The 20,054-nt window shown below is 50.5% G+C and carries 19 protein-coding genes; 3 read left to right on the forward strand and 16 right to left on the reverse strand.

The features are described from left to right. Nucleotides 1-165: 165 nt before the first annotated feature. The 4 genes from ACFVVF_RS04105 to ACFVVF_RS04120 form a co-directional block, all read right to left on the reverse strand. Nucleotides 166-1,782: an amino acid permease gene (locus tag ACFVVF_RS04105; RefSeq protein ID WP_387805628.1), complete on the reverse strand. Its 1,617-nt coding sequence runs from the start codon at nt 1,780-1,782 to the stop codon at nt 166-168. An 82-nt stretch (nt 1,783-1,864) separates the two neighbouring features. Continuing rightward, nucleotides 1,865-2,164 carry a hypothetical protein gene (locus tag ACFVVF_RS04110; protein ID WP_387805630.1) on the reverse strand — a complete coding sequence of 100 codons (300 nt, stop codon included), beginning with the start codon at nt 2,162-2,164 and terminating at the stop codon, nt 1,865-1,867. 55 nt (nt 2,165-2,219) lie between these two features. Next, nucleotides 2,220-2,831 (reverse strand): DUF3298 and DUF4163 domain-containing protein, encoded by a 612-nt coding sequence (locus ACFVVF_RS04115; protein ID WP_387805631.1) that lies wholly within the window; start codon nt 2,829-2,831, stop codon nt 2,220-2,222. Between the two features lie 80 nt (nt 2,832-2,911). Beyond that, nucleotides 2,912-3,637, reverse strand: a complete 726-nt coding sequence (locus ACFVVF_RS04120; protein WP_387805633.1) for a phosphonate ABC transporter ATP-binding protein — start codon at nt 3,635-3,637, stop codon at nt 2,912-2,914. Between the two features lie 161 nt (nt 3,638-3,798). Between ACFVVF_RS04120 and ACFVVF_RS04125 the strand changes: the two genes are divergently transcribed. Continuing rightward, on the forward strand, nt 3,799-4,023 hold the full coding sequence (locus ACFVVF_RS04125) for a hypothetical protein (RefSeq protein ID WP_387805635.1): 225 nt from the start codon (nt 3,799-3,801) through the stop codon (nt 4,021-4,023). A gap of 41 nt (nt 4,024-4,064) precedes the next feature. Here the strand turns inward: ACFVVF_RS04125 and ACFVVF_RS04130 are convergent, their stop codons facing one another. Continuing rightward, nucleotides 4,065-4,205: a hypothetical protein gene (locus ACFVVF_RS04130; protein ID WP_387805637.1), complete on the reverse strand. Its 141-nt coding sequence runs from the start codon at nt 4,203-4,205 to the stop codon at nt 4,065-4,067. Nucleotides 4,206-4,351: 146 nt separating this feature from the next. Here ACFVVF_RS04130 and ACFVVF_RS04135 point away from each other — a divergent pair, with 146 nt between their 5' ends. Then, complete coding sequence (locus ACFVVF_RS04135) at nt 4,352-5,092, forward strand: HAD family hydrolase (RefSeq protein ID WP_387805639.1); 741 nt, start codon at nt 4,352-4,354, stop codon at nt 5,090-5,092. 48 nt (nt 5,093-5,140) lie between these two features. On the opposite strand, the gene ACFVVF_RS04140 is transcribed toward ACFVVF_RS04135, so the two are convergent. The 11 genes from ACFVVF_RS04140 to pdhA form a co-directional block, all read right to left on the reverse strand. Then, a complete protein-coding gene (locus ACFVVF_RS04140; protein WP_387805641.1) occupies nt 5,141-7,465 on the reverse strand; it encodes a type IA DNA topoisomerase in 2,325 nt (774 codons plus the stop codon). Then, a complete protein-coding gene (locus ACFVVF_RS04145; RefSeq protein WP_387805643.1) occupies nt 7,462-8,607 on the reverse strand; it encodes a hypothetical protein in 1,146 nt (381 codons plus the stop codon). The genes ACFVVF_RS04140 and ACFVVF_RS04145 overlap by 4 nt, the downstream gene beginning before the upstream one ends. A gap of 50 nt (nt 8,608-8,657) precedes the next feature. Then, nucleotides 8,658-8,981 carry a hypothetical protein gene (locus ACFVVF_RS04150; RefSeq protein ID WP_387805645.1) on the reverse strand — a complete coding sequence of 108 codons (324 nt, stop codon included), beginning with the start codon at nt 8,979-8,981 and terminating at the stop codon, nt 8,658-8,660. A gap of 98 nt (nt 8,982-9,079) precedes the next feature. After that, nucleotides 9,080-10,564, reverse strand: a complete 1,485-nt coding sequence (locus tag ACFVVF_RS04155) for a glutamate synthase subunit beta (protein ID WP_387805647.1) — start codon at nt 10,562-10,564, stop codon at nt 9,080-9,082. 188 nt (nt 10,565-10,752) lie between these two features. After that, nucleotides 10,753-11,268, reverse strand: a complete 516-nt coding sequence (locus tag ACFVVF_RS04160; protein ID WP_387805649.1) for a dihydrofolate reductase — start codon at nt 11,266-11,268, stop codon at nt 10,753-10,755. Nucleotides 11,269-11,286: 18 nt separating this feature from the next. Next, nucleotides 11,287-12,246 carry a thymidylate synthase gene (locus ACFVVF_RS04165; protein ID WP_387808821.1) on the reverse strand — a complete coding sequence of 320 codons (960 nt, stop codon included), beginning with the start codon at nt 12,244-12,246 and terminating at the stop codon, nt 11,287-11,289. A 75-nt stretch (nt 12,247-12,321) separates the two neighbouring features. Next, the gene (locus ACFVVF_RS04170; RefSeq protein WP_387805651.1) at nt 12,322-12,810 is read right to left on the reverse strand and encodes an acyl-CoA thioesterase; all 489 of its coding nucleotides are present in this window, start codon (nt 12,808-12,810) and stop codon (nt 12,322-12,324) included. Between the two features lie 117 nt (nt 12,811-12,927). Next, complete coding sequence (gene lpdA, locus ACFVVF_RS04175) at nt 12,928-14,343, reverse strand: dihydrolipoyl dehydrogenase (protein WP_387805653.1); 1,416 nt, start codon at nt 14,341-14,343, stop codon at nt 12,928-12,930. Between the two features lie 3 nt (nt 14,344-14,346). Next, the gene (locus tag ACFVVF_RS04180) at nt 14,347-15,672 is read right to left on the reverse strand and encodes a dihydrolipoamide acetyltransferase family protein (protein WP_387805655.1); all 1,326 of its coding nucleotides are present in this window, start codon (nt 15,670-15,672) and stop codon (nt 14,347-14,349) included. A gap of 85 nt (nt 15,673-15,757) precedes the next feature. Then, complete coding sequence (locus ACFVVF_RS04185; protein ID WP_387805657.1) at nt 15,758-16,735, reverse strand: alpha-ketoacid dehydrogenase subunit beta; 978 nt, start codon at nt 16,733-16,735, stop codon at nt 15,758-15,760. Between the two features lie 56 nt (nt 16,736-16,791). Next, complete coding sequence (gene pdhA, locus ACFVVF_RS04190) at nt 16,792-17,871, reverse strand: pyruvate dehydrogenase (acetyl-transferring) E1 component subunit alpha (protein ID WP_229692413.1); 1,080 nt, start codon at nt 17,869-17,871, stop codon at nt 16,792-16,794. Nucleotides 17,872-18,151: 280 nt separating this feature from the next. Here pdhA and ACFVVF_RS04195 point away from each other — a divergent pair, with 280 nt between their 5' ends. Next, nucleotides 18,152-18,889 (forward strand): alpha/beta hydrolase, encoded by a 738-nt coding sequence (locus ACFVVF_RS04195; protein ID WP_387805659.1) that lies wholly within the window; start codon nt 18,152-18,154, stop codon nt 18,887-18,889. Nucleotides 18,890-20,054 lie beyond the last annotated feature (1,165 nt).

Genomic DNA, 20,054 nt, shown 5'->3' on the forward strand with positions numbered 1-20,054 from the left:
AAATACATGTTGAATGCGCCATCCCGCTTTCGACACTATTAGTATCAAACCATCATGCGCTGTCGAAAAGCTATTCATCCTGTAACTTTATGCGCTTCCCCGGGAAATAGAAAATCGGATCATTTCCCAATTTCCCCTCTGACATTTCCCGCCTGCAGCAGCTAATTAATGTAGATGGAATTTTCGCTCAATTCGGATGATTTCGCCACGAGGCCTTTTTAACCGGCTTTGCAGCTTGGCAAGATGACGATGACGGTACTTGCGATCTGCCATAGCGGTCAGCCCCAGCAGCAAGACGGCGCCGCATATTCCCCAATAGCTAACGGCAGCAACAGACAGCGCGGCTGTTATAGCAAGCCAGACAAAAGCGATCCAGTATACAGCCATACCCCACCCGCCCAGCCGCCAGGGAGCATCATGCAGCAGCTTATGCTTGCCTTTCAGCTTTAGCAGCATAGCTATTGGAATCGCGTAAGAAACATGGAGGCAAAGCAGCGCAAAGCTGAATAATACGATTGGATATTGATCGCCTCTGACCATTGCAGCGAAGCTCAGAAAGCCGATGCTCAGCGCTGCAGCCAGCCAGACGGCGTCTTTCGGCGACTGGCTGACCGTCAGCCTAATCCAGATGCGGGTAAATGGCAGCGCATTGTCTCGGGCCATGCAGAAGATAGACCGGGAGGCTGCTGCCTGTGATCCGAAGCCGCTGCACCAGAGAACGGCTGCAATCACATAAATAATGGCGGGTGAACCGCCAACTGCTTGCAGCGCCGCATTCAGAAACATGCCTCCTCCCCCCTCTTCCGAGGGAAGCACTGCGGGCAAAACAAGCAGGATGAATAATAGGAGGACAAACCCAATAATATAGCTGTATACGGTAGATAAAAAGATTGCCCAAGGAATTCGTATTCGCGGATCATGTGTTTCTTCCGCAGTATGGGCGGCTGCATCCATCCCGATAAACAGCTTCTGCAGCAGCAGTAAGCCAGCTATAAACGGCCACAGCCCGACATGACCATCCAAGCTTGCATTCTGAAACGTATAGAGCAAAGCCGGTGAATAGACGCCCGGCCAGAATAAATACGCCAAGCCGGCCAATATAGCAAGCACAACAACGATTTGCAGCCACACGCCTGCCTGTTGAATGGCTGCTGACACAGCTACTCCCCAATGGTTAACCGCCGCCTGTGTCCCAATGACCGCAAGCGCAAGCAAGCCTGTCGTCCACCATTGGCTCGCATAGCTGAATTTAGCAGCTAAGGCCTGATCCAGAACATATGCGCAAGCACCGCTCATAAGCGCATTCATCGCCAGGCTGCCAGCCAGTTGGAACCAGCCTGCATACCAGCCCCATACTCTTCTGCCTATGGCCGATGCCCAGTGATAGACGCCTCCAGAGGTCGGTACAGCTGACGCCAGCTGAGCCAATGCGGCGCTCACAGCAAGCGCGAACAGCGCGGCAATCGGCAAGCCAATGGCAACGACGGACGGTCCTCCCTTCTGCAAAGCAGGTCCAAGAAACAATACTGAAGCGGCGATAACGCCTAAGGTATTGAATGATAAGCCAAATACACTGAACCCGCCGAATCTGCGGCGAAGCTGCTGGGCGATGCCGAATAAATTCAAATCATGCTTATCCTGCTGCGCCTGAATATACGCGGCACGGCTGGTCATACTCCAATGACGGGTTGCCCGGATGCTTTGCTGCACTTTGAAAGCAATAGCCATTGCAATCACGCAGACGAACACGAACAGCAGCATGCCTAGCCATACGAATACCATCGCAACACCCCCATGCGACTAATGTATGAGGGCGCTTTGATGTTCATGATATAGCGCTGGCAGCAAACGAAAAAGCTTCGCATCATCCTCTGATGCGAAGCCAGATAAAGCTTGCTATAAGGGCTGCAATGAACCACATCGCATGAATAAGCAGCCTGTACCACCGCTCTTTAGCCGTTGACAGCTTACGAAGCACGGTTACATTAATCGCAATCAGCGACGATAGATAGACGAGCAAGATGGCAACGCCTTCGATCCGTTGAACTCCGGTTGGCGGTGACATAAAGCCGTAGATCAGCACGATGCCTCCGACCAGAACGAAAGGGAATATAAGGCCTAGCAGTACGTTCAGAATGATTCCGAGCCAGGAAAGCCTGCTCATGCGGACCAGCCCCTTTGCAGTATGGCATTATAGGCGGTCCATTGAACCGGATCCTCTAGTTGTTCTGCACCATTGGACCAAGCGGACCGTTCTCGTCGATAATGTCCTGAATGTCAAATACCGAAATCGGAAAATATGGAAAGCCGTAAGCGTAAGGCGTTAACTCATACAATGCGAAAAAAATAACGAGTGCGCGATCGGCGACGTAGAAGTCTTGATCCGCCCGGATGGACTTAAACGGTTCCAGCGTACTGATATCTCTCGCCGCAATTTGCGCCTTTACCAGCTCAGACAACCGGCTGATATAATCACTCCCCGGCTTGAACAGTTCGCTAAGCTTATAGGAATGGCCCGTCGATACGCGGAATGTCAGCGGCTTCTGCAAGGTTAAGCCATGCGCACCGCCTGTATAAGCATAGTTGTACAGCGACAGGCTTAATATATCTTTTTCGTTAGTCTTCACTTCGTAGAAGCCTTGCATCTCAGACCGGGGATCATCCAGCGAGCCCTGATCGGCTACAAGCTGCTGGGCGCCAAGCCGAATCGTCTCGTTCATTTGCTTCGTCGCCGCTTCATTCGGTCCGCCGCTCACATAAGGGAGCCATAATACCGCTTTCGGAAAAGCAGCCCGGGAAGATTGTACGACTACAGGAGATTGAAATGCCATTCATTCGACACCTGCCCCATTTAAGTAGATGGTGTATTCTATGCGGCGGATGTCAAAGCTCATGCCATGCAATTGGCAAATTACAGCATCATTTTCTCCCGTTCGGTCAGCCGTCTGCCTCTAATGTCTAGAACGAGCTCCCCGTTATTCAACCCCAGTATCCGGTCGGCATAACGTTCGGCCCAATCCCCCTGATGCATGACCGCAATGACGATAACGCCCTGCTCCTGGCAAAGCTTCTTCAGGTCGCCGAGAACACGGTCTGCCGCATGCGGATCAAGACCAGCAACAGGCTCGTCCGCTGCAATCACCTTCGCTCCATGGACAAGCGCCCGGGCAATCGCGATACGCTGGCGTTCGCCGCCGCTCATTTTTTGCGCTTGCTGATGGGCCTTATCCAGAAGACCCAGCTTTTCGATCGTATCCATTGCGCCCATATAGTCGTCGTTGCGCATCATGCCTGTCCATCTGCGCCATGCCGGCGTCTGTGTGACGGAACCAATAATGACGTTTTTCAATCCGGTTTTCGACTGGAACAGCTGCGGCTTCTCCTCCAGGTAAGCGATTTCACGCTTAACCTTCATTCTTGCCGTGAAGCCCTGCTTCAACACATCCACATTGTCAAAACGATACGTTCCGCTCGTCCATTTCTCCTGCAAGGCCAAGCATTTCAACAACATCGACTTCCCGCTGCCGCTGGCACCCTTTATCGCAATGAATTGGCCGGGATAAGCCTCGAAGCTGATCTTGTTCAGCACTTTCGGTCCGCCCGGTATTACTTTAGAAAGATTGATTACATTTATCATTCGTTTGCGCCCCTCCGTCACTCACAAGCTGAGTCTATGAATCTAGTTTAAGGGAAACAAAAAATAGTTTCCACCCGAACAAATGTTTGCTATAATGAAAATAGAACAAATGTTCTGACTTTATAAATCATCCATTTGAATATTAAGGAGGCTGGATCACCATGAAGAGCACTTGTGAGAACTTTCGGTATGAGGAAAAAGCTTGGCCGCGTCGGGACTTGACTTTCAAGTTCTACTCGGACGGAAAGTTAACGATTATCGACAACCGCTCGGAGGAGGTGATCTCGCCCAAGGACTTGAAAGGCGACAGCCTTGACTTCTATATCCGCCGCCGCATTATTTTCATCAAGAACCAATTAACCGCATCGCAATTGAAATATGCCTAAGCGGAGGCAGTTGCCGTCATTCGCCGCCCCCGCTGCGTTCATTACGGCAGCTGCTTGTTTATTCCGTTAAGACTGGGAGGACGGTTCGCCGCTTTGTTTTCCTTTGTGCTTATCGCTTCTTCTTTAATGCTGGATTGGTTATGCTGATTGTCTTTTTTATCGCTTTTATTGAATGGCATCATCTTCACCTCCATCCTCATTATGAGGAGGAATGGCATGTTTTATGTAACAAATTGTATAGTACTCCTTCGGTTTCATTTGACGAAACCTTTCCTTTAGGGTAGATTGTTGATACGACAATCACTGTCAAAAGGAGCCGTGCTACAAGATGAAGCAGCATATATTCTTCGATTTGGACGATACGCTCATCCATTGCAACAAATACTTCTACCTCGTTATTGATCAGTTTGCCGATGCGCTATCCACCTGGTTCCAAGGCTATGGGGGCGTCAACGCCGAAGCCATCCGGGCGAAGCAGGTCGAGATCGATATCGCAGGCATATCGGTATTTGGATTCAAAAGCGAGCATTTCCCTCAATCTTTCGTGGATACTTACGTGCATTTCAGCAATACGACCGGACGCAAGCGTTCCGCTAAAGAACAGGATTTTTTATGGAAGCTGGGACTAAGCGTTTACGAGCATGACACCGAGCCTTATCCGAATATGTTAGAGACTTTGGATTCTCTTGCAGAAAGCGGACATGAGCTTCATTTATATACGGGCGGAGAAATCGTCATTCAACGCCGGAAAATCGAAAAAATGCAGCTGGAGAGCTATTTCGGCTCGCGCATTTATATTCGGCAGCATAAAAACAGCGAGGCGCTTGAGCATATATTGGCGGACGGCGGCTTTGACCGCGGCCATACATGGATGATCGGCAACTCCATTCGAACCGATGTCGTCCCTGCCCTAACAGCAGGCATTCACGCTATCCATATGAGGACGGAATCGGAGTGGCATTACAATGTTGTTCAGATTGATGTCCAGCCAAAGGGCGCCTTCCTTACATTAGATAAGCTGGTTGAAGTACCGACTGCTATTGAAGGCTATATTTCTCGCCAGACGTAAATAAAGAACCGATCAGGGATGACAATCCCGAATCGGTTCTTTGTTCGTTTAAACCTTCTTATCCGCTGACTGCTGGATAACCGTTCCGTTATTCCGATCTGTTAATACCAGTCTTCCCTTTATGCTCTCGCCATTGGCTTGCTTGAAAGCAAGTACGCTGGTCGAGCCTTTCTCCAGCAAAGCTTTCACCATCGTAAGCGATACGGATTTGCCCTGCTGTTCCTTCCAAATGACAAACTTGCAGCCCTCGCGATAGGAGCTGCAGCCGTAGCCGCGATTGCCTTCAATAATCGTACCTCCGCAGCCTGCCCGCGGACATGCGCCAACTGCGGTCCGGCTGGCAGGCGCAGCAGCTGTTGCTGTCTTCTTAGCAGCAGCTGAGGAAGCTGAAGAAGACGTTCTTGCCCTTGAGCTGCTGCTCTCACCCTTCGCAGCTCTCGAGGTCTGACCAGACCTGCCGCTGCTGCGTTCCTTGGTTCCCCGCTTGCCGTTGCCTGTTGAAGCACGCTCCTCGAAGGTCCCCGGAGCTGCTGGACGCTGCTGGCGTACTTTGTCCACGATCATCGTCGCAAACTGTTTCACCTTGGCAATGAATTGATCATCGGAAGCTTCGCCTTTGGAAATCTGGTGAAGTCGCTGCTCCCATCTGCCTGTCATTTCCGGAGAAGCGAGCAGCTCGACACCGGCCCCGCGAATCAGTTCAATTGCAGCACAGCCTTTAGGCGTAATATCCAGCCGTTTGCCGGCCAGATGAATGTAGCCGACATACTTCAATCTCTCGATCGTTGCCGCTCTTGTCGCCGGTGTTCCAAGACCTGTATCCCTCATTGCCTCGCGCAGCTCGTCATCCTCCATCGACTTGCCCGCACCCTCCATCGCTTTCAGCAGCGTACCTTCCGTAAAAGCCTTCGGCGGCTGCGTTTCCTTCTCCGCTGCTTCCGCTTTCACGCAATGAACGGGTTTCTCCGGCCGCAGCAGGAAGGGCTGATCGGTCTCCAGTTCCTCTTCATCGGAGCCAGAAGAGTCGTCGCTTCCTTTACGCTTGCTTTTACGATTAGATGAAGCAGCATCCTGCTGCTGCACGACCTTCCAGCCTGGCTCCAGCTGCTCCTTCGCCTTGGTTCGGAATGTCTCACCTTCCACTACCGTCAATACGGTATGGTTCTTGTAAACCGCGGGCGGATAATAATGCGATAGAAACCGCCTCACGATCATGTCGTATATATTTTGCTCCTCCTGGCTCAGCCCGGAAGCTCGCTTTGGAGTTGGCATGATAGCATGGTGATCTTCAACCTTAGCCGGATTGCACACTGCTTTGTTTCCCTTATGCACCCGGCTGCGGTCCGCTCCCCCTGCCAGCTCCTTATACGTTTCTGTTCCTTGGAGCATAGAAAGCACCTTCTGCATGACGGGAAGATTCTCTTCCGTCACATAGTTGGAATTCGTTCTCGGATAAGAAATGACCTTATGCTTCTCGTATAGCGCTTGTGCGATATCCAGCGTTTTTTTTGCCGAGTAGCCATGCTTGCCGTTCGCTTCCCGTTGGAGCAGGGTCAAGTCGTACAGCCGGAAAGGATACTCCTTAGACTCCGCCACTTGATAATCGGTAATAACGCCTGGCTTGTTCTTCGTCTTCGAAGCCAAAGCTTCTGCCTTTTCCTTATCTGTTAAACGGTCTCCTTGCCAGATGCCGGAATAGAGGAAGCCTTCTTGATCGAATGAGGCTTTCACAACGAAATACTTATCCGACTTGAAAGCAGTTATTTCCTTATGACGATCATAAAGCAGAGCCAGTACCGGCGTCTGAACGCGGCCAACCGACAACAAAGCCTTATGGCGAATCGTAAACGCTCTGGAGGCGTTCATTCCGATTAGCCAGTCTGCTTCACTTCGTGCCCGCGCCGCCTTCGTCAGCGGCTCGTAATCGTAATCGCTGCGCAGCGAATCAAATCCTTTGCGGATTGTCTCCGGCGTCAAATCCGAAATCCATAACCGGTCAGCCGGCTGCGACAGCTTCAAATATTGGCGGATATAGTGGAAAATAAGCTGGCCTTCACGCCCCGCATCGCAGGCGTTAACGAGCTTGCCGCAGCGCTTTGCCAGCTCGCCGATTTGCTTCAATTGATCCTTCGTGCGGGGGTTAGGCCACAGCTTGAAGGACTGGGGAATGATCGGCAAATCTTGATCATTCCATTTTTTATAACGGGCGTCATATTGATCAGGTTCGGCCAATGCAACCAAGTGACCGATCGCCCACGTAATGATATAGCGTTCGCCCTCCAGGTACGTTCTGCGGTTCGCTGCCTTCGGTTCAATAACCGACGCAATCGTCCGGCCCATATCCGGTTTCTCTGCTATGATTAACGTTTTCAATCTATCGCCTCTTTACTTTGGCTTGGCGTCTCCAAGTGACGCTTCATCGTTCCAAATATCGTTCGGACTCCCTTGGACCAGCCCGGATCTTCCGCATATTTGCGGTTGATCCATGTGAACGGGTCGACATCCTCCGGACGTCCTTTGCTTAAATTAAAGATCGTTCTTGCGGCTATCGTTGCTGAATCATCAATGGTTGTATTATACTCCTGCCAGCTGTGGAACACATTAAAGGGATTATTGGCAATTTGCTTCGCCTGCTTATTCGTTGTCGGAACGAAGCCTTGCTCTTGTCCCGTTATCGCGAACAAGATCAGAGGATGAATATCAAATTGCTCGGCTGCCGCAATAATGGCCCCCAAATAAGGCTGCTCCGCCAGCACGGACGATTTCCCTTTCAGATAGGATGCCAGCTTCTTCTCATCCACTTTCGTGTAACGAAGCTCATCAGGCAAGCCGTCTATAACCGGCTTGGCCAAAGGGCCTGCTGGCTCATTGAGCTGCTCAGCCGTTTTGTCACCCAATCTGCTGGATGCAGCGGACCATCCATAGGCCAAGGTAGCGCCAAAAAGCAGCAGGCACAGCAAAGAATAGACAACTGGCCGAATACGAGTGGCCGGTGCCAGCATTTTTTTGGGCACAGGAAGATCTTTCACATCCGCCAGAACGCCGGAGCCGGAATTTGCAGGCAAAGCTTCCGTACCGCTCAACATCGACTTGAGACGTTCCCAAGCGGCATGGCTTCCAAGCGCATGCAAAGGCTCCGGAGAGGCCAGCTCGTCCATTAGCGAGTCGAACCTTTCCGGAGACAGGCTGGCGCCTGCCTGCTGCTCAATCCATAGTCTCAGCGGCTCCCTTATGGCAGCCTCTTCCCGATTCAAGTCCAAGCAAGCTTCAAATATATCATCCGTGCGTACCGGCATTTGCCGTTCAACGACAATTTGACGTATCAAAGAAGCCGTCAGGCTCCGTTTCACCTCATCATCGAACGCCGGCAGCTGTCTATGTATCGTGCGGTTTACGGCATCGGCGACGATCTCCGCTTTCTTCTCCTGCGGCATTGCAGCATATTTATGCTGTACGTAACGCCTGATGCTGCTCACATCCGAGGGCGACAATACGTAGGCTTTCTCGGAAGTCATGACGAATCGCTCCTTCACGTCATCTCATACCGATTTTACCACAACTTTCCTTAGCTTGGGGAAGATAGATTTGCAATCTGGTGCTGGATTTCAGCACTTTCGATATACGTCCGTATTTGTTCTTTCTCAAATGCCGTAAACTGATATTCGCAATCGGTATCCTCATCCTGCGGTACAATTTGAGCGATAGCGCCACCCAGCGTTGTAATCACAAGCCCGCTGAAATCGATCAAATCATCTGGAGCAGGCGTAGCTTCGTCCAGTTCGAAACGCAGCGTGATGTCAATCCACTGTCCGCCATCTCTTTTCTCCATCGATACGTCATACGCTTTAAATTTCAATTCAGTCACACGGTCCAGACCATACTTGATCATGAATGAATAGCCTCCTGTTTCAGCTTACAGCAATAAAAAGCGCCCGAAGGCGCTTCTTATCATTTCATGCTATTAAATATACTAATGCAGGTTGGCTATTAAGGCAACTGAGTGGAGCCCATTAAATATTTATCAACCTCGCGAGCCGCTTCACGGCCCTCGTTAATCGCCCAGACTACCAAGCTTTGGCCGCGGCGCATATCGCCAGCTGCAAACACTTTGTCCACGTTCGTCGTGTATTTGCCATAAGCGGCTTTTACGTTCGAACGGCGGTCTTGATCCAGGCCAAGCTGATTGATCAGCGTGTTCTCAGGACCTTCGAAGCCTACTGCGATAAAGACGAGATCGGCAGGCCATACTTTTTCAGTGCCTGGAATCTCTTTATAAATTTTGCGGCCGGTTTCATCCACCGTACGCTCGATTTGAACCGTGTGCAGCTCTTTCAAAACGCCGTTCTCGCCTACGAATTTCTTAGTCAGCACCGAGAACGCACGCGGATCTTCACCGTACAGCGCTTTAGCTTCTTCTTGCGCATAATCCAGCGTGTACACGTTCGGGAATTGCGGCCACGGGTTATTCACTCTGTCACGCTCCAGCGGAGCTTTCGCATGCGTACCGAATTGTGTAATCGATTTGCAGCCGTGACGCAGAGCAGTTGCAACGCAGTCTGTACCGGTATCGCCGCCGCCGATTACGATTACATGCTTGTCTTTCGCCGAAATATAGTTGCCGTCCTCCAGATTGGAGTCCAGATAGCTCTTAATTGTACCGTTCAAATAATCCATCGCCATGTGAACGCCTTGCAGGTCGCGGCCTTCGATCTCTACGTCGCGCGCTTTCGTTGCACCGCCGCAAAGGACAACAGCATCAAACTGCTCTTTCAATTCTGTCGCTGTAATGTCTTTGCCGATTTCGGTATTCGTTACGAAGTCGACGCCTTCTTCCGTCATCAGGTCTACGCGGCGTTGTACGACTTTTTTGTCCAGCTTCATCGTTGGGATGCCGTAAGTGAGCAATCCGCCGATGCGGTCTGCACGCTCATATACCGTTACGGAGTGGCCTGCTTTGTTCAGTTGCGCCGCGCAAGCCATGCCTGCAGGACCGGAGCCAACGACGGCTACGCGTTTGCCTGTGCGCATTTTTGGCGGCTGCGGAACGACCCAGCCCTCTTCAAAGCCGCGATCGATAATCGCTTGCTCGATCGTCTTAATGGTAACGGGATCACCGATCAGGCCAACTGTACATGAACCCTCGCATGGAGCCGGGCATACACGGCCGGTGAACTCTGGGAAGTTATTCGTTTTGTGCAAGCGGTCAAGCGCTTCACGCCACAAGCCGCGATAGATCAGATTATTCCATTCCGGGATCAGGTTATTGACTGGGCAACCGGAGGCGGAGCCGGCAAGCTCCATACCCGTATGGCAGTATGGCGTTCCACAATCCATGCAGCGCGCACCTTGCGTCCGGAGCTGCTCATTCGACATATGCTTATGAAATTCATCCCAGTCCTTGATCCGTTCCAGCGGATCGCGGTCAACCGGGAGCTCGCGCTTATATTCCATAAATCCAGTAGGTGTAGACATGCTCGCATTTCCTCCATCCGTTATTCCCGTAGCTTATGCGGTTTTTTATTCTCAAACTATAGCGGGAATACGACTAATATTCAACAACAATTTGTTTCCTAGTGTTTCTAAAAATCGTATCATTCCAGCTTAAAACCGCATATGGATTATCCGTACAATCATTTGCACTTTCTGACATAACGTTCGTATTACAAGCCAGTCTGTCCCGTACGTGTAAAGGTTTGGAAAGTAAATGAGTAAGCATTAGCTTCATCACCCGCTACCGGTTCCTGATGAACGAGCGTCCACTCCTCCAGTGAAAATGCCGGAAAATAAGCATCTCCCTCCGGAACGGAGGTCTGTACCTCAGTCAGCAAAAGCTTGTCTGCAACAGGTAAAAATTGCGCGTAAATTTCGGCCCCGCCGATAATCATTAATTCTTCATCGCCAAAACGGTCAATTGCTTCTTGCACCGAACGTACCGTCTCGCAGCCCTCGAAGGAAGCTTCCTCGGAAGCTTCCTCCTGTCTCGTTAAGACGACGTTTCGGCGGTTAGGCAGCGGCTTGCTGCGCAGCGATTCAAACGTTTTGCGGCCCATAACAACCGTCTTGCCGGTCGTCATTTTTTTGAAATACGCCATTTCAGCGGGCAGCTTCCAAGGCAGCCGATTGCCGAAGCCGATCGTACGGTTGCGGTCCATCGCCGCTATCATCGTAATAGACATGTCGTTTCTCCCTCCCGCTTACACCGCTACCGGCGCTTTAATCGTCGGATGCGGCGTATAGTTCTCGATGGATAATTGCTCCACCCCGATATCAAAAATCGATCCCGCTGACGGGTCAATTTTTAATTGCGGAAGGTCACGCGGTTCCCGTTCCAGCTGCGTATTAATCTGCTCCAGATGGTTCAAATAAATGTGGGCATCGCCCAGCGTATGGATGAAATCGCCAACCTCCAGCCCGCATTCATGCGCAATAAGATGCGTCAGCAGCGCGTAGCTAGCAATATTGAACGGGATACCGAGGAAAATGTCGCCGCTGCGCTGGTAGAGCTGGCAGGAGAGCTTGCCCTCCGATACGTAGAACTGAAACATCGTGTGGCATGGCGGCAGTGCCATATTAGTCGGCACATCCTCCGGATTCCACGCGGAAACGATCAGTCGTCTGGAATCCGGATTGCTTTTAATCGTGCGGATAACGTCCTTCAGCTGGTCGACGCTGTCTCCCCTTGTTGTCTGCCATTCACGCCATTGTTTGCCGTAAACGTTACCTAGCTCGCCGTATTGGGCTGCAAAAGCATCATCGGTCAAGATCCGAGACTTGAATGCCGACATCTGTTCCTCGTACAACGCATTGAACGCTTCATCGGTTTGGGAGCGAAGGCCGAAATCCGTCATATCAGGACCGCTGTAATCAGCACTCTCCACCCACTTCTTAAATGCCCATTCATTCCAAATGTTATTGTTGTGCTCCAGCAAATAACGGATGTTCGTATCGCCTTTAATGAACCACAGCAGCTCGCTCACAATGAGCTTGAAAGGCACGCGCTTCGTTGTCAGCAGCGGAAAGCCTTCCTGCAAGTTAAAGCGCATCTGATAGCCGAATACGGAGATCGTTCCCGTCCCCGTACGGTCTTCCTTCTTCGCTCCATCCTTGAGCACATGCCTCAGCAGCTGCAAATATTCGTTCTCGCTAGTCAATATGTTTCCCATCTCTGTTTCCCCCTGCTAAAAAGCTTTCGTCCTTCTATTCTATCATGTCACGTCCAATCCGAGCCACTAGACGGTGAGATTTCGCTGTCTGATTCTTTTTTTCCGCAGCATATAACGCTCTGGAGCGCTCTCGTACAGGCTGCATTCCTCTTCAGTCTCCGGAATAATCGGCGCGACCTGGGCGGGCTTGCCGTAATCATCCAGAGCTACAAATGTGAAGAAAGCGGTAACCGTCGTCGTCTTATGGCCCGAAAACAAATTTTCAGATTGGACGGATACATATACTTCCATTGAGCTGTGATTCGTCCTCGTCACGTAAGCCTCGATCTCGATGACCTCGCCGACCTTGATAGGAGCTACGAAGTCCAGACTGTCTGTCGAAGCGGTTACGACCTGCATCCGGGCATGACGCATCGCCGCGATGGCGGCCACTTTATCCATATACTCCATCACTTTGCCGCCAAACATCGTATCGTGATGATTCGTATCCAGCGGAAAAATAATTTGCGTCATTACCGTTCTCGATTCCTTCGCTTTTTTCCCGGCCTTCTCCATTGGCTCCGCCCCTTTGGTTTCGCTTTCGTTAGTATATGCATATATGCAAAAGGAGGCTCGCGTGCTGAAACAGCCGCGAAGCCTCCCCATTGCGGCATAGCCGCATGTAACTATTATTTATTTTACAACTGTGTGGATCGGGTGACCCAGCGCTACTTCAGCAGCGTCAAGCACGATTTCACCAAGCGTTGGATGCGCGTGAATCGTGAGCGCGATATCTTCCAGCGTAGCGCCCATCTCGATTGCCAGACCCAGCTCAGCAATCATGTTGGAAGCTTCTGTACCGATAATTTGCGCGCCGAGCACGAGACCCGTGTTTTTGTCGGCAACGATTTTCACGAAGCCTTCGTTTGCGTTAAGCGACATCGCACGGCCGTTGATTGCAAATGGGAATTTGCCGACTTTCGTCTCATGGCCTTTTTCTTTCGCTTCTTTCTCGGAATAGCCCACGCTTGCGCATTCCGGATCGGAGAAGCAAACTGCTGGTACGCATTTGTAATCGATAACGCTAGGCAGTCCTGCAATTGCTTCAGCAGCAACGCGGCCTTCGTACATCGCTTTGTGCGCAAGAGCAGGTCCTGCAATGATGTCGCCGATTGCGAAGATGTTAGGGTTGCTTGTACGGCATTGGCCGTCAACTTCAACCAGGCCGCGCTCGCTAACTTTAACGTTAGCCAGCTCCAGACCAAGGTCGCCATCAGTATTTGGACGGCGTCCAACAGTAACGAGCAAGTAGTCAGCCGTTACTTTCTCTTCTTTGTCGCCAACTTTATAAGTGAGCGTTACGTCGTTGTCGGTTTGCTCTGCACCTTGTGCCATAGCGCCGGTAACGATGTCTACGTTAGTGCCTTTAAGCTTCTTCACAACGATCGAAGACATATCTTTGTCGAAGCCAGGGAGAATCGTGTCTCCGCCCTCGATAACCGTCACTTTCGTGCCGAATTTCGAGTACATTTGGCCCAGCTCGATACCGATGTAGCCGCCGCCGATAACGATCAGGCTTTTCGGAATTTCAGGCAGCGACAGAGCGCCTGTCGAGGATACGATCCGTTTGCTGAAAGGGAATGCTTTCAGTTCGATCGGACGGGAACCTGTTGCAATGATACAGTTTTTGAAACGGTAGCGCGGCGCTTCTTGATCGTTGAAGACGCGTGCTTCGTTTTCGTTGATGAACATCACTTCACCGTTGAAATATTGGACTTTGTTTGCTTTCAGCAAGGAAGCAACGCCGCCGGTCAATTTTTTAACGATGCCGTTTTTGAATTCTTGCACTTTGCTCCAGTCAACTTTAACGTCGCTAGCGGAAATACCGAAAGCCGACGCGTGGTTAACGGATTCGTATTGATGAGAAGCAGAGATCAAGGCTTTGGAAGGAATGCAGCCTACGTTCAAGCAAACGCCGCCGACGTATTCTTTGTCTACGACAAGAACGCTTTTGCCCAATTGAGCTGCGCGAATTGCAGCAACATAACCGCCAGGACCTGCACCGATGACTAGAGTATCAATATCTAATGAAGCATCTCCTACTACCATGACTTACACCTCCATGATGAATAGCTCTGGCTGTGCCAGCAGCTGTTTAATGTAGTTCATAAAGTTTTGTGCCGTTGCGCCGTCGATCAGACGGTGATCGAAGCTCAGGGACAATGCCATAACAGGAGCCGCTACGATTTCGCCATTCCGTACAACTGGTTTTTCCGAAATACGGCCTGTACCCAGGATCGCAACTTCAGGGAAGTTGATAACTGGAGTGAAGAACATACCGCCAGCGGAACCGATGTTGGAGATGGAGATCGTGCTGCCTCTCAGCTCGTTTGGTTTCAGTTTGCCGTCGCGGCCGCGAACAGCAAGATCGCGGATGGAGTCGGCAACCATCCAAATATTTTTACGGTCAGCATCCTCGATAACCGGAACGATAAGACCGTTATCCGTATCTGTTGCAATACCGATGTTGTAATATTGACGGTAGACGATTTCTTGATTCGCTTCGTCCAGTGTCGAGTTCATGATCGGGAATTGACGGCAAGCCGCAACCAATGCTTTCACGATGAAAGGCAGGTAAGTGAGCTTAGCGCCTTTCTTCTCTGCATAAGGTTTGTATTTCGCACGCAGTGCAACCAGCTCAGTTACGTCAACCTCATCCATAATCGTAACGTGAGGAGCGGTGTACACCGATTTAACCATAGCATTAGCAATCGCTTTGCGGATGCCTTTGAATGGTACGCGCTCTTCCGGACGGTAAGGCGTGCCAGCTGCTGTTGGAGCCGCTGCTGCCTCTTTCGCTGCTGGAGCTGCTGCTTCTTGCGAAGCTGCCGGTGCGGAAGCTTCTACTGCCGCTGGAGCCACTGCTCCGCCGTTTGTTACATCTTCACGCGTAATGCGGCCGTTTTTGCCAGTTCCGCTGACCGTTGTCAGGTCAACGCCTTGCTCACGGGCAAATTTGCGAACGCTAGGCGTTGCAAGAACGAGTCCGCCTGTTGCTTTTGGCGCTGCCGCAGCTGGTGCTGCTTGAGCTTCAGGAGCCGGTGCAGGCGCTGCAGCTTCTACAGCTGGAGCTGCTGTTGGTGCAGCCGCTTGCGGTGAAGCTTCTGCTGCAGGAGCGTCTTGCTCAGGCAGGTCGCCTTCCGCATCGATCAATGCGACGATTTCGCCGATATGGCACACTTGTCCATCTTTCACAAGCACCTCGAGAACCGTTCCGTTTACTGGACACGGCACTTCGACAATCGCCTTATCGTTTTGTACTTCCATAATAATGTCGTCATCCGTTACCTTATCACCTGGCTTGATGTGCACTTTAATAATTTCGCCTTCGTGCAAACCTTCACCCAGTTCTGGAAACCGGTATTCAAATTTCGCCACGTTGAGTACCTCCTTTACGTATTTGCCCAATCTTTGTTGATATATAGGTATATAATTGCGCCTCCCCCAGAGAGGAGGCAATAAATTAGAATGTCATTACTTTGTTAACCGCCGCAACGATGCGGGCTGGTGTTGGAAGCCAAGTATCTTCGATTTGCGCGAATGGATATACAGTATCCGGACCAGCAACGCGAAGCACTGGCGCTTCCAGATGCAAAATCGCTTTTTCGTTGATTTGCGCAATTACTTCAGCTGCAATGCCGGAAGTTTTTTGTGCTTCTTGTACAACGATAGCTCGGTTTGTTTTCTTAATGGAAGCTACGATTGTATCGATATCGAGCGGAACGAGCGAGCGAAGGTCGATAACCTCTGCCTTCACGCCTGTTTTCTCAAGTTCTTCAGCTGCTTTCACTGCAGTGTGAACCATCATGCCGTAAGCGATAATCGTTACGTCGCTGCCTTCACGGACAACGTTAGCTTTGCCGATCTCAACCGTATACTCGCCTTCTGGCACTTCAGCACGGAATGCGCGGTACAGGTTCAAATGCTCCATGAAAAAGACGGGGTCATTATCACGGATAGCTGCGATCATAAGACCTTTCGCATCGTAAGGGTTCGAAGGAATAACAACCTTGATACCCGGCGTTTGAACAGCCAAGCCTTCCAGGGAATCCGTGTGCAATTCAGCCGCTTTTACGCCGCCGCCGAATGGCGTACGGAATACGATTGGCGAATTGTAGCGGCCGCCCGACCGGTAGCGCATACGTGCCGCTTGGATAAACATTTGGTCCATCGCTTCATAAATGAAGCCGACGAATTGAATTTCAGCAACCGGACGGAAGCCTTGGATACCCATGCCTACCGCCAAGCCGCCAATAGCGGATTCTGCAAGCGGCGTATCGAATACGCGCTCCTCGCCGAATTCTTCTTGCAAACCTTCCGTTACGCGGAATACCCCGCCGACTTTACCTACGTCCTCACCGAAGATAAGCACGTTCTCGTCACGTTTCAGCTCCACGCGCAATGCGTCGCGGATCGCTTCCAGCATATTCATTTGAGCCATTATCGTCAGATCCTCCCTCAATTTTGCTTGGTGCAAAATCCCATTTCAGCGTTTAATTATTGAAAGTCAGCCTTTTGCTCTTCCAGATGCTGAGGCGTCGATTCGAACATCGAGTCGATCAAGCCGGAAACCGTCATTTTCTCAGTCGCTTCCGCTTTCTTGATTTGCTCGTTAACGGTAGCTTTCGCTTCCTCTTTTACGCGGTTCGTATCTTCTTCCGTCCAGAGGCCTTTTTTCTCCAAAAATTTGCCGAAACGAATCAGCGGATCTTTCAGCGCCCATTCAGCTTCTTCATCTTTAGTCCGGTATTTCGTCGTATCATCGGACAGCGAGTGCGGACGGAAACGGTATGTCAGCAGTTCAAGCAGCGTAGCCCCTTCGCCGTTGCGGCCGCGCTCAGCAGCTTCGGATACGGCTTTAATAACGGCAAGCACGTCCATACCGTCTACTTGTACGCCTTTGATGCCTGCAGCTACCGATTTATGAGCAACGGAGAGTGCAGCCGTCTGCTTCTCGTAAGGTGTCGTAATCGCAAAACGGTTGTTTTGAACGACATAAATGACTGGCAGCTTAAATGCGCCAGCAAAGTTCAAGCTCTCGTAGAAATCGCCTTCGGATGAACCGCCGTCGCCTGTATACGTGATCGCAACGCGTTTCTCGCCGCGTTTTTTGAATGCCATTGCAACGCCAGCTGCATGCAGCACTTGTGCGCCGATAATGATTTGCGGCATCAGAACGTGTACGTCCTCTGGAATTTGTCCGCCGTGCTGGTGGCCACGGGAGTACAGGAATGCTTGGTACATAGGCAATCCATGCCATACGAGCTGCGGAATATCGCGGTAGCCCGGGCAGATAAAGTCATCTTTATTAACGGCATATTCGCTGCCGATCATGGAAGCTTCTTGTCCGGATACCGGCGCATAGAAGCCAAGGCGTCCTTGACGGCCCAAGTTTACTGCGCGCTCATCCCAAGTACGCGTAAATACCATGCGGTACATAATTTCTTTTAATTGCTCGTCAGAAAGCTCCGGCATCAGGTCCGGATTCACTACGTCACCGTCGAGCGACAACACGGACAGCGGTTTTACGGGTTCCGTTTGAACTTCATATGGCAGTTTGCTAAGCAGTTTGCTCATTTTGAACGCTCACCTCAGTCATTATTATTTGAATATTACAGTGCTCTGTTATAGAATTATTATAAACCTGTTTATCGAAAATGGTCAAAGCAAAAAACAAAAAAACCGCTGTTTTTTCGCTTTCTCAACAGATTATATTAAGAAATTGTATATGTAACAGAGTTGAATATTCGGTATAACAGCATAATACAATATAGCGCTATCATTTTTTTGGCGGGGTACCTTACTATTGTTTACCCACAAGCCGGCAATTCCATTCAATTTCATGGGGGATTCAGTGATGACAGATGAACGATATTTAAAACGCACCGTATTAAAAGAGACCGTATCCAGCCGTTATTTGCCTGAGGGCGAGCGTAATTTGCGCGTGTACCTCCCTCCTGGCTATAACGAATTGCTTAGCTATCCAGTCGTCTATTGCCAAGACGGCGAAGATTTCTTCAATTTCGGACGAATCGCGACGACTGCGAACCGGCTTATTCTCGATGAAGGCATCGAGCCGTTCATCATCGTTGGCGTCGATGTCGACAAGACGCACCGCACTTCCGAGTATTCCCCGGACGGCGAACGGCATGCCGACTACGTTAAGTTTTTCGGAGAAGAAATGCTTCCATTTATTGAAGCCAAGTATCCGGTACGCCGTGATCCGGATCAGCGGGTGCTGGCCGGCGACTCTTTGGGTGGTACAGTTTCCTTCCACCTGGCGCTGACGTACCCGCACCTGTTCACGCGGATTATGTCGCTTTCAGGTGCTTACTATGACCGGTCTCGCGAAATTATGGAGAGTCAGACCGATCTTGGGGGGCTGGAGCTGTATATGATCGTAGGGCTGCAGGAAACCGCTTATGAAACAGACCACGGAACGATGAATTTTGTGGAGATCAACCGCCATGCACGGAAGCTGCTGACTGAACGTGGCGCGAAGCTCTCTTATGCGGAAATGAACGGCATGCATCAGTGGGGCTTCTGGCAGCAGGAGATTCCGGATGCTTTGATGTATTTTTTAGAGAAGGAGTAGTAGAGCGTGATGGTGCCGCGGGAGTCTGATGACTTTTGCGGCGTTTTTTTATGCACTGGTACAGTATGCTACAGTCCACAAGATTGCTATGTGTTACAGCGTGCTGCAGATCATGAGATCGCTGCGCGCTTCGGTCCATGCTGCCGTTCTTGATTCCATTCCCCCATCGCTAACACGATGATAATGGATCGAACCATCGAAAAGTCAGCATGAACTCGGATCACTCCTCTCACTCACTCTTTAGCATACAGCACCAAGATAACCCTGCGTTCTTCATTACACGCTGCTGCCCTTGCTTTAATTGTGAATATTGCTCTTCTATTACCTACTTAAACCGCCAAAGATATTGGATAGCAAACCTTCTTAACTATTTAGCTCTAACGCTGCACATAATCCTCAAACCTCTGAGGACGACGGATAGCGAACCTGCTTCGCAATTTAGCGAAGGTAAGTTCGCAAATGTTACTCAAAACAGGCGATATTGGGCGACTGTCCAGCATTAGCGAAGAGAACTTCGCTGTTGGAGAAAGTAAGTTTTCGAATAGTGAAATTCTCTTCATTGCAGCCTCATACGGCGGTGCTTGACCCTCCTGCAGCGAACTTTGATTCGCTCTTTTGCGAACCCGCTTCGCTATTTAACTTTAATGCTGTACATAAATCTCAAACCACTGAGGACAAAAGATAGCGAACCTGTTTCGCAATTTAGCGAAGGTAAGTTCGCAAATGTTACTCAAAACAGGCAGTATTGGGCGGCTGTCCAGCATTAACGAAGAGAACTTCGCTTTTGGAGAAGCTAGGTTCTCGGTTAACGAAATTTTCTTCGCTGGAGCCTCATTCGGTAGTGATTGCCCCTCCTGCAGCGAACTTTGATTCGCTCTTTTGCGAACCTGCTTCGTTATTTGGCTCTAATGCTGCACATTAACCTCAAAACCCTGAGAACGACGGATAGCGAACCTGCTTCGCTGTATAGCGAGGGCCAGTTCGTAAATGTTACTCAAAAACAGGCAGTATTGAGCGGCTGTCCAGCATTAGCGAAGAGAATTTCGCTGTTGGAGAAGGTAAGTTCTCGAATAGCGAAATTCTCTTCGTTGCAGCCTCATACGGTGGTGCTTGACCCTCCTGCTGCGAACTTTGATTCGCTTTTTTGCGAACCTGCTTCGTTCTA

It is taken from the genome of Paenibacillus sp. NPDC058174, assembly GCF_042883865.1.
GTDB lineage: Bacteria > Bacillota > Bacilli > Paenibacillales > Paenibacillaceae > Pristimantibacillus.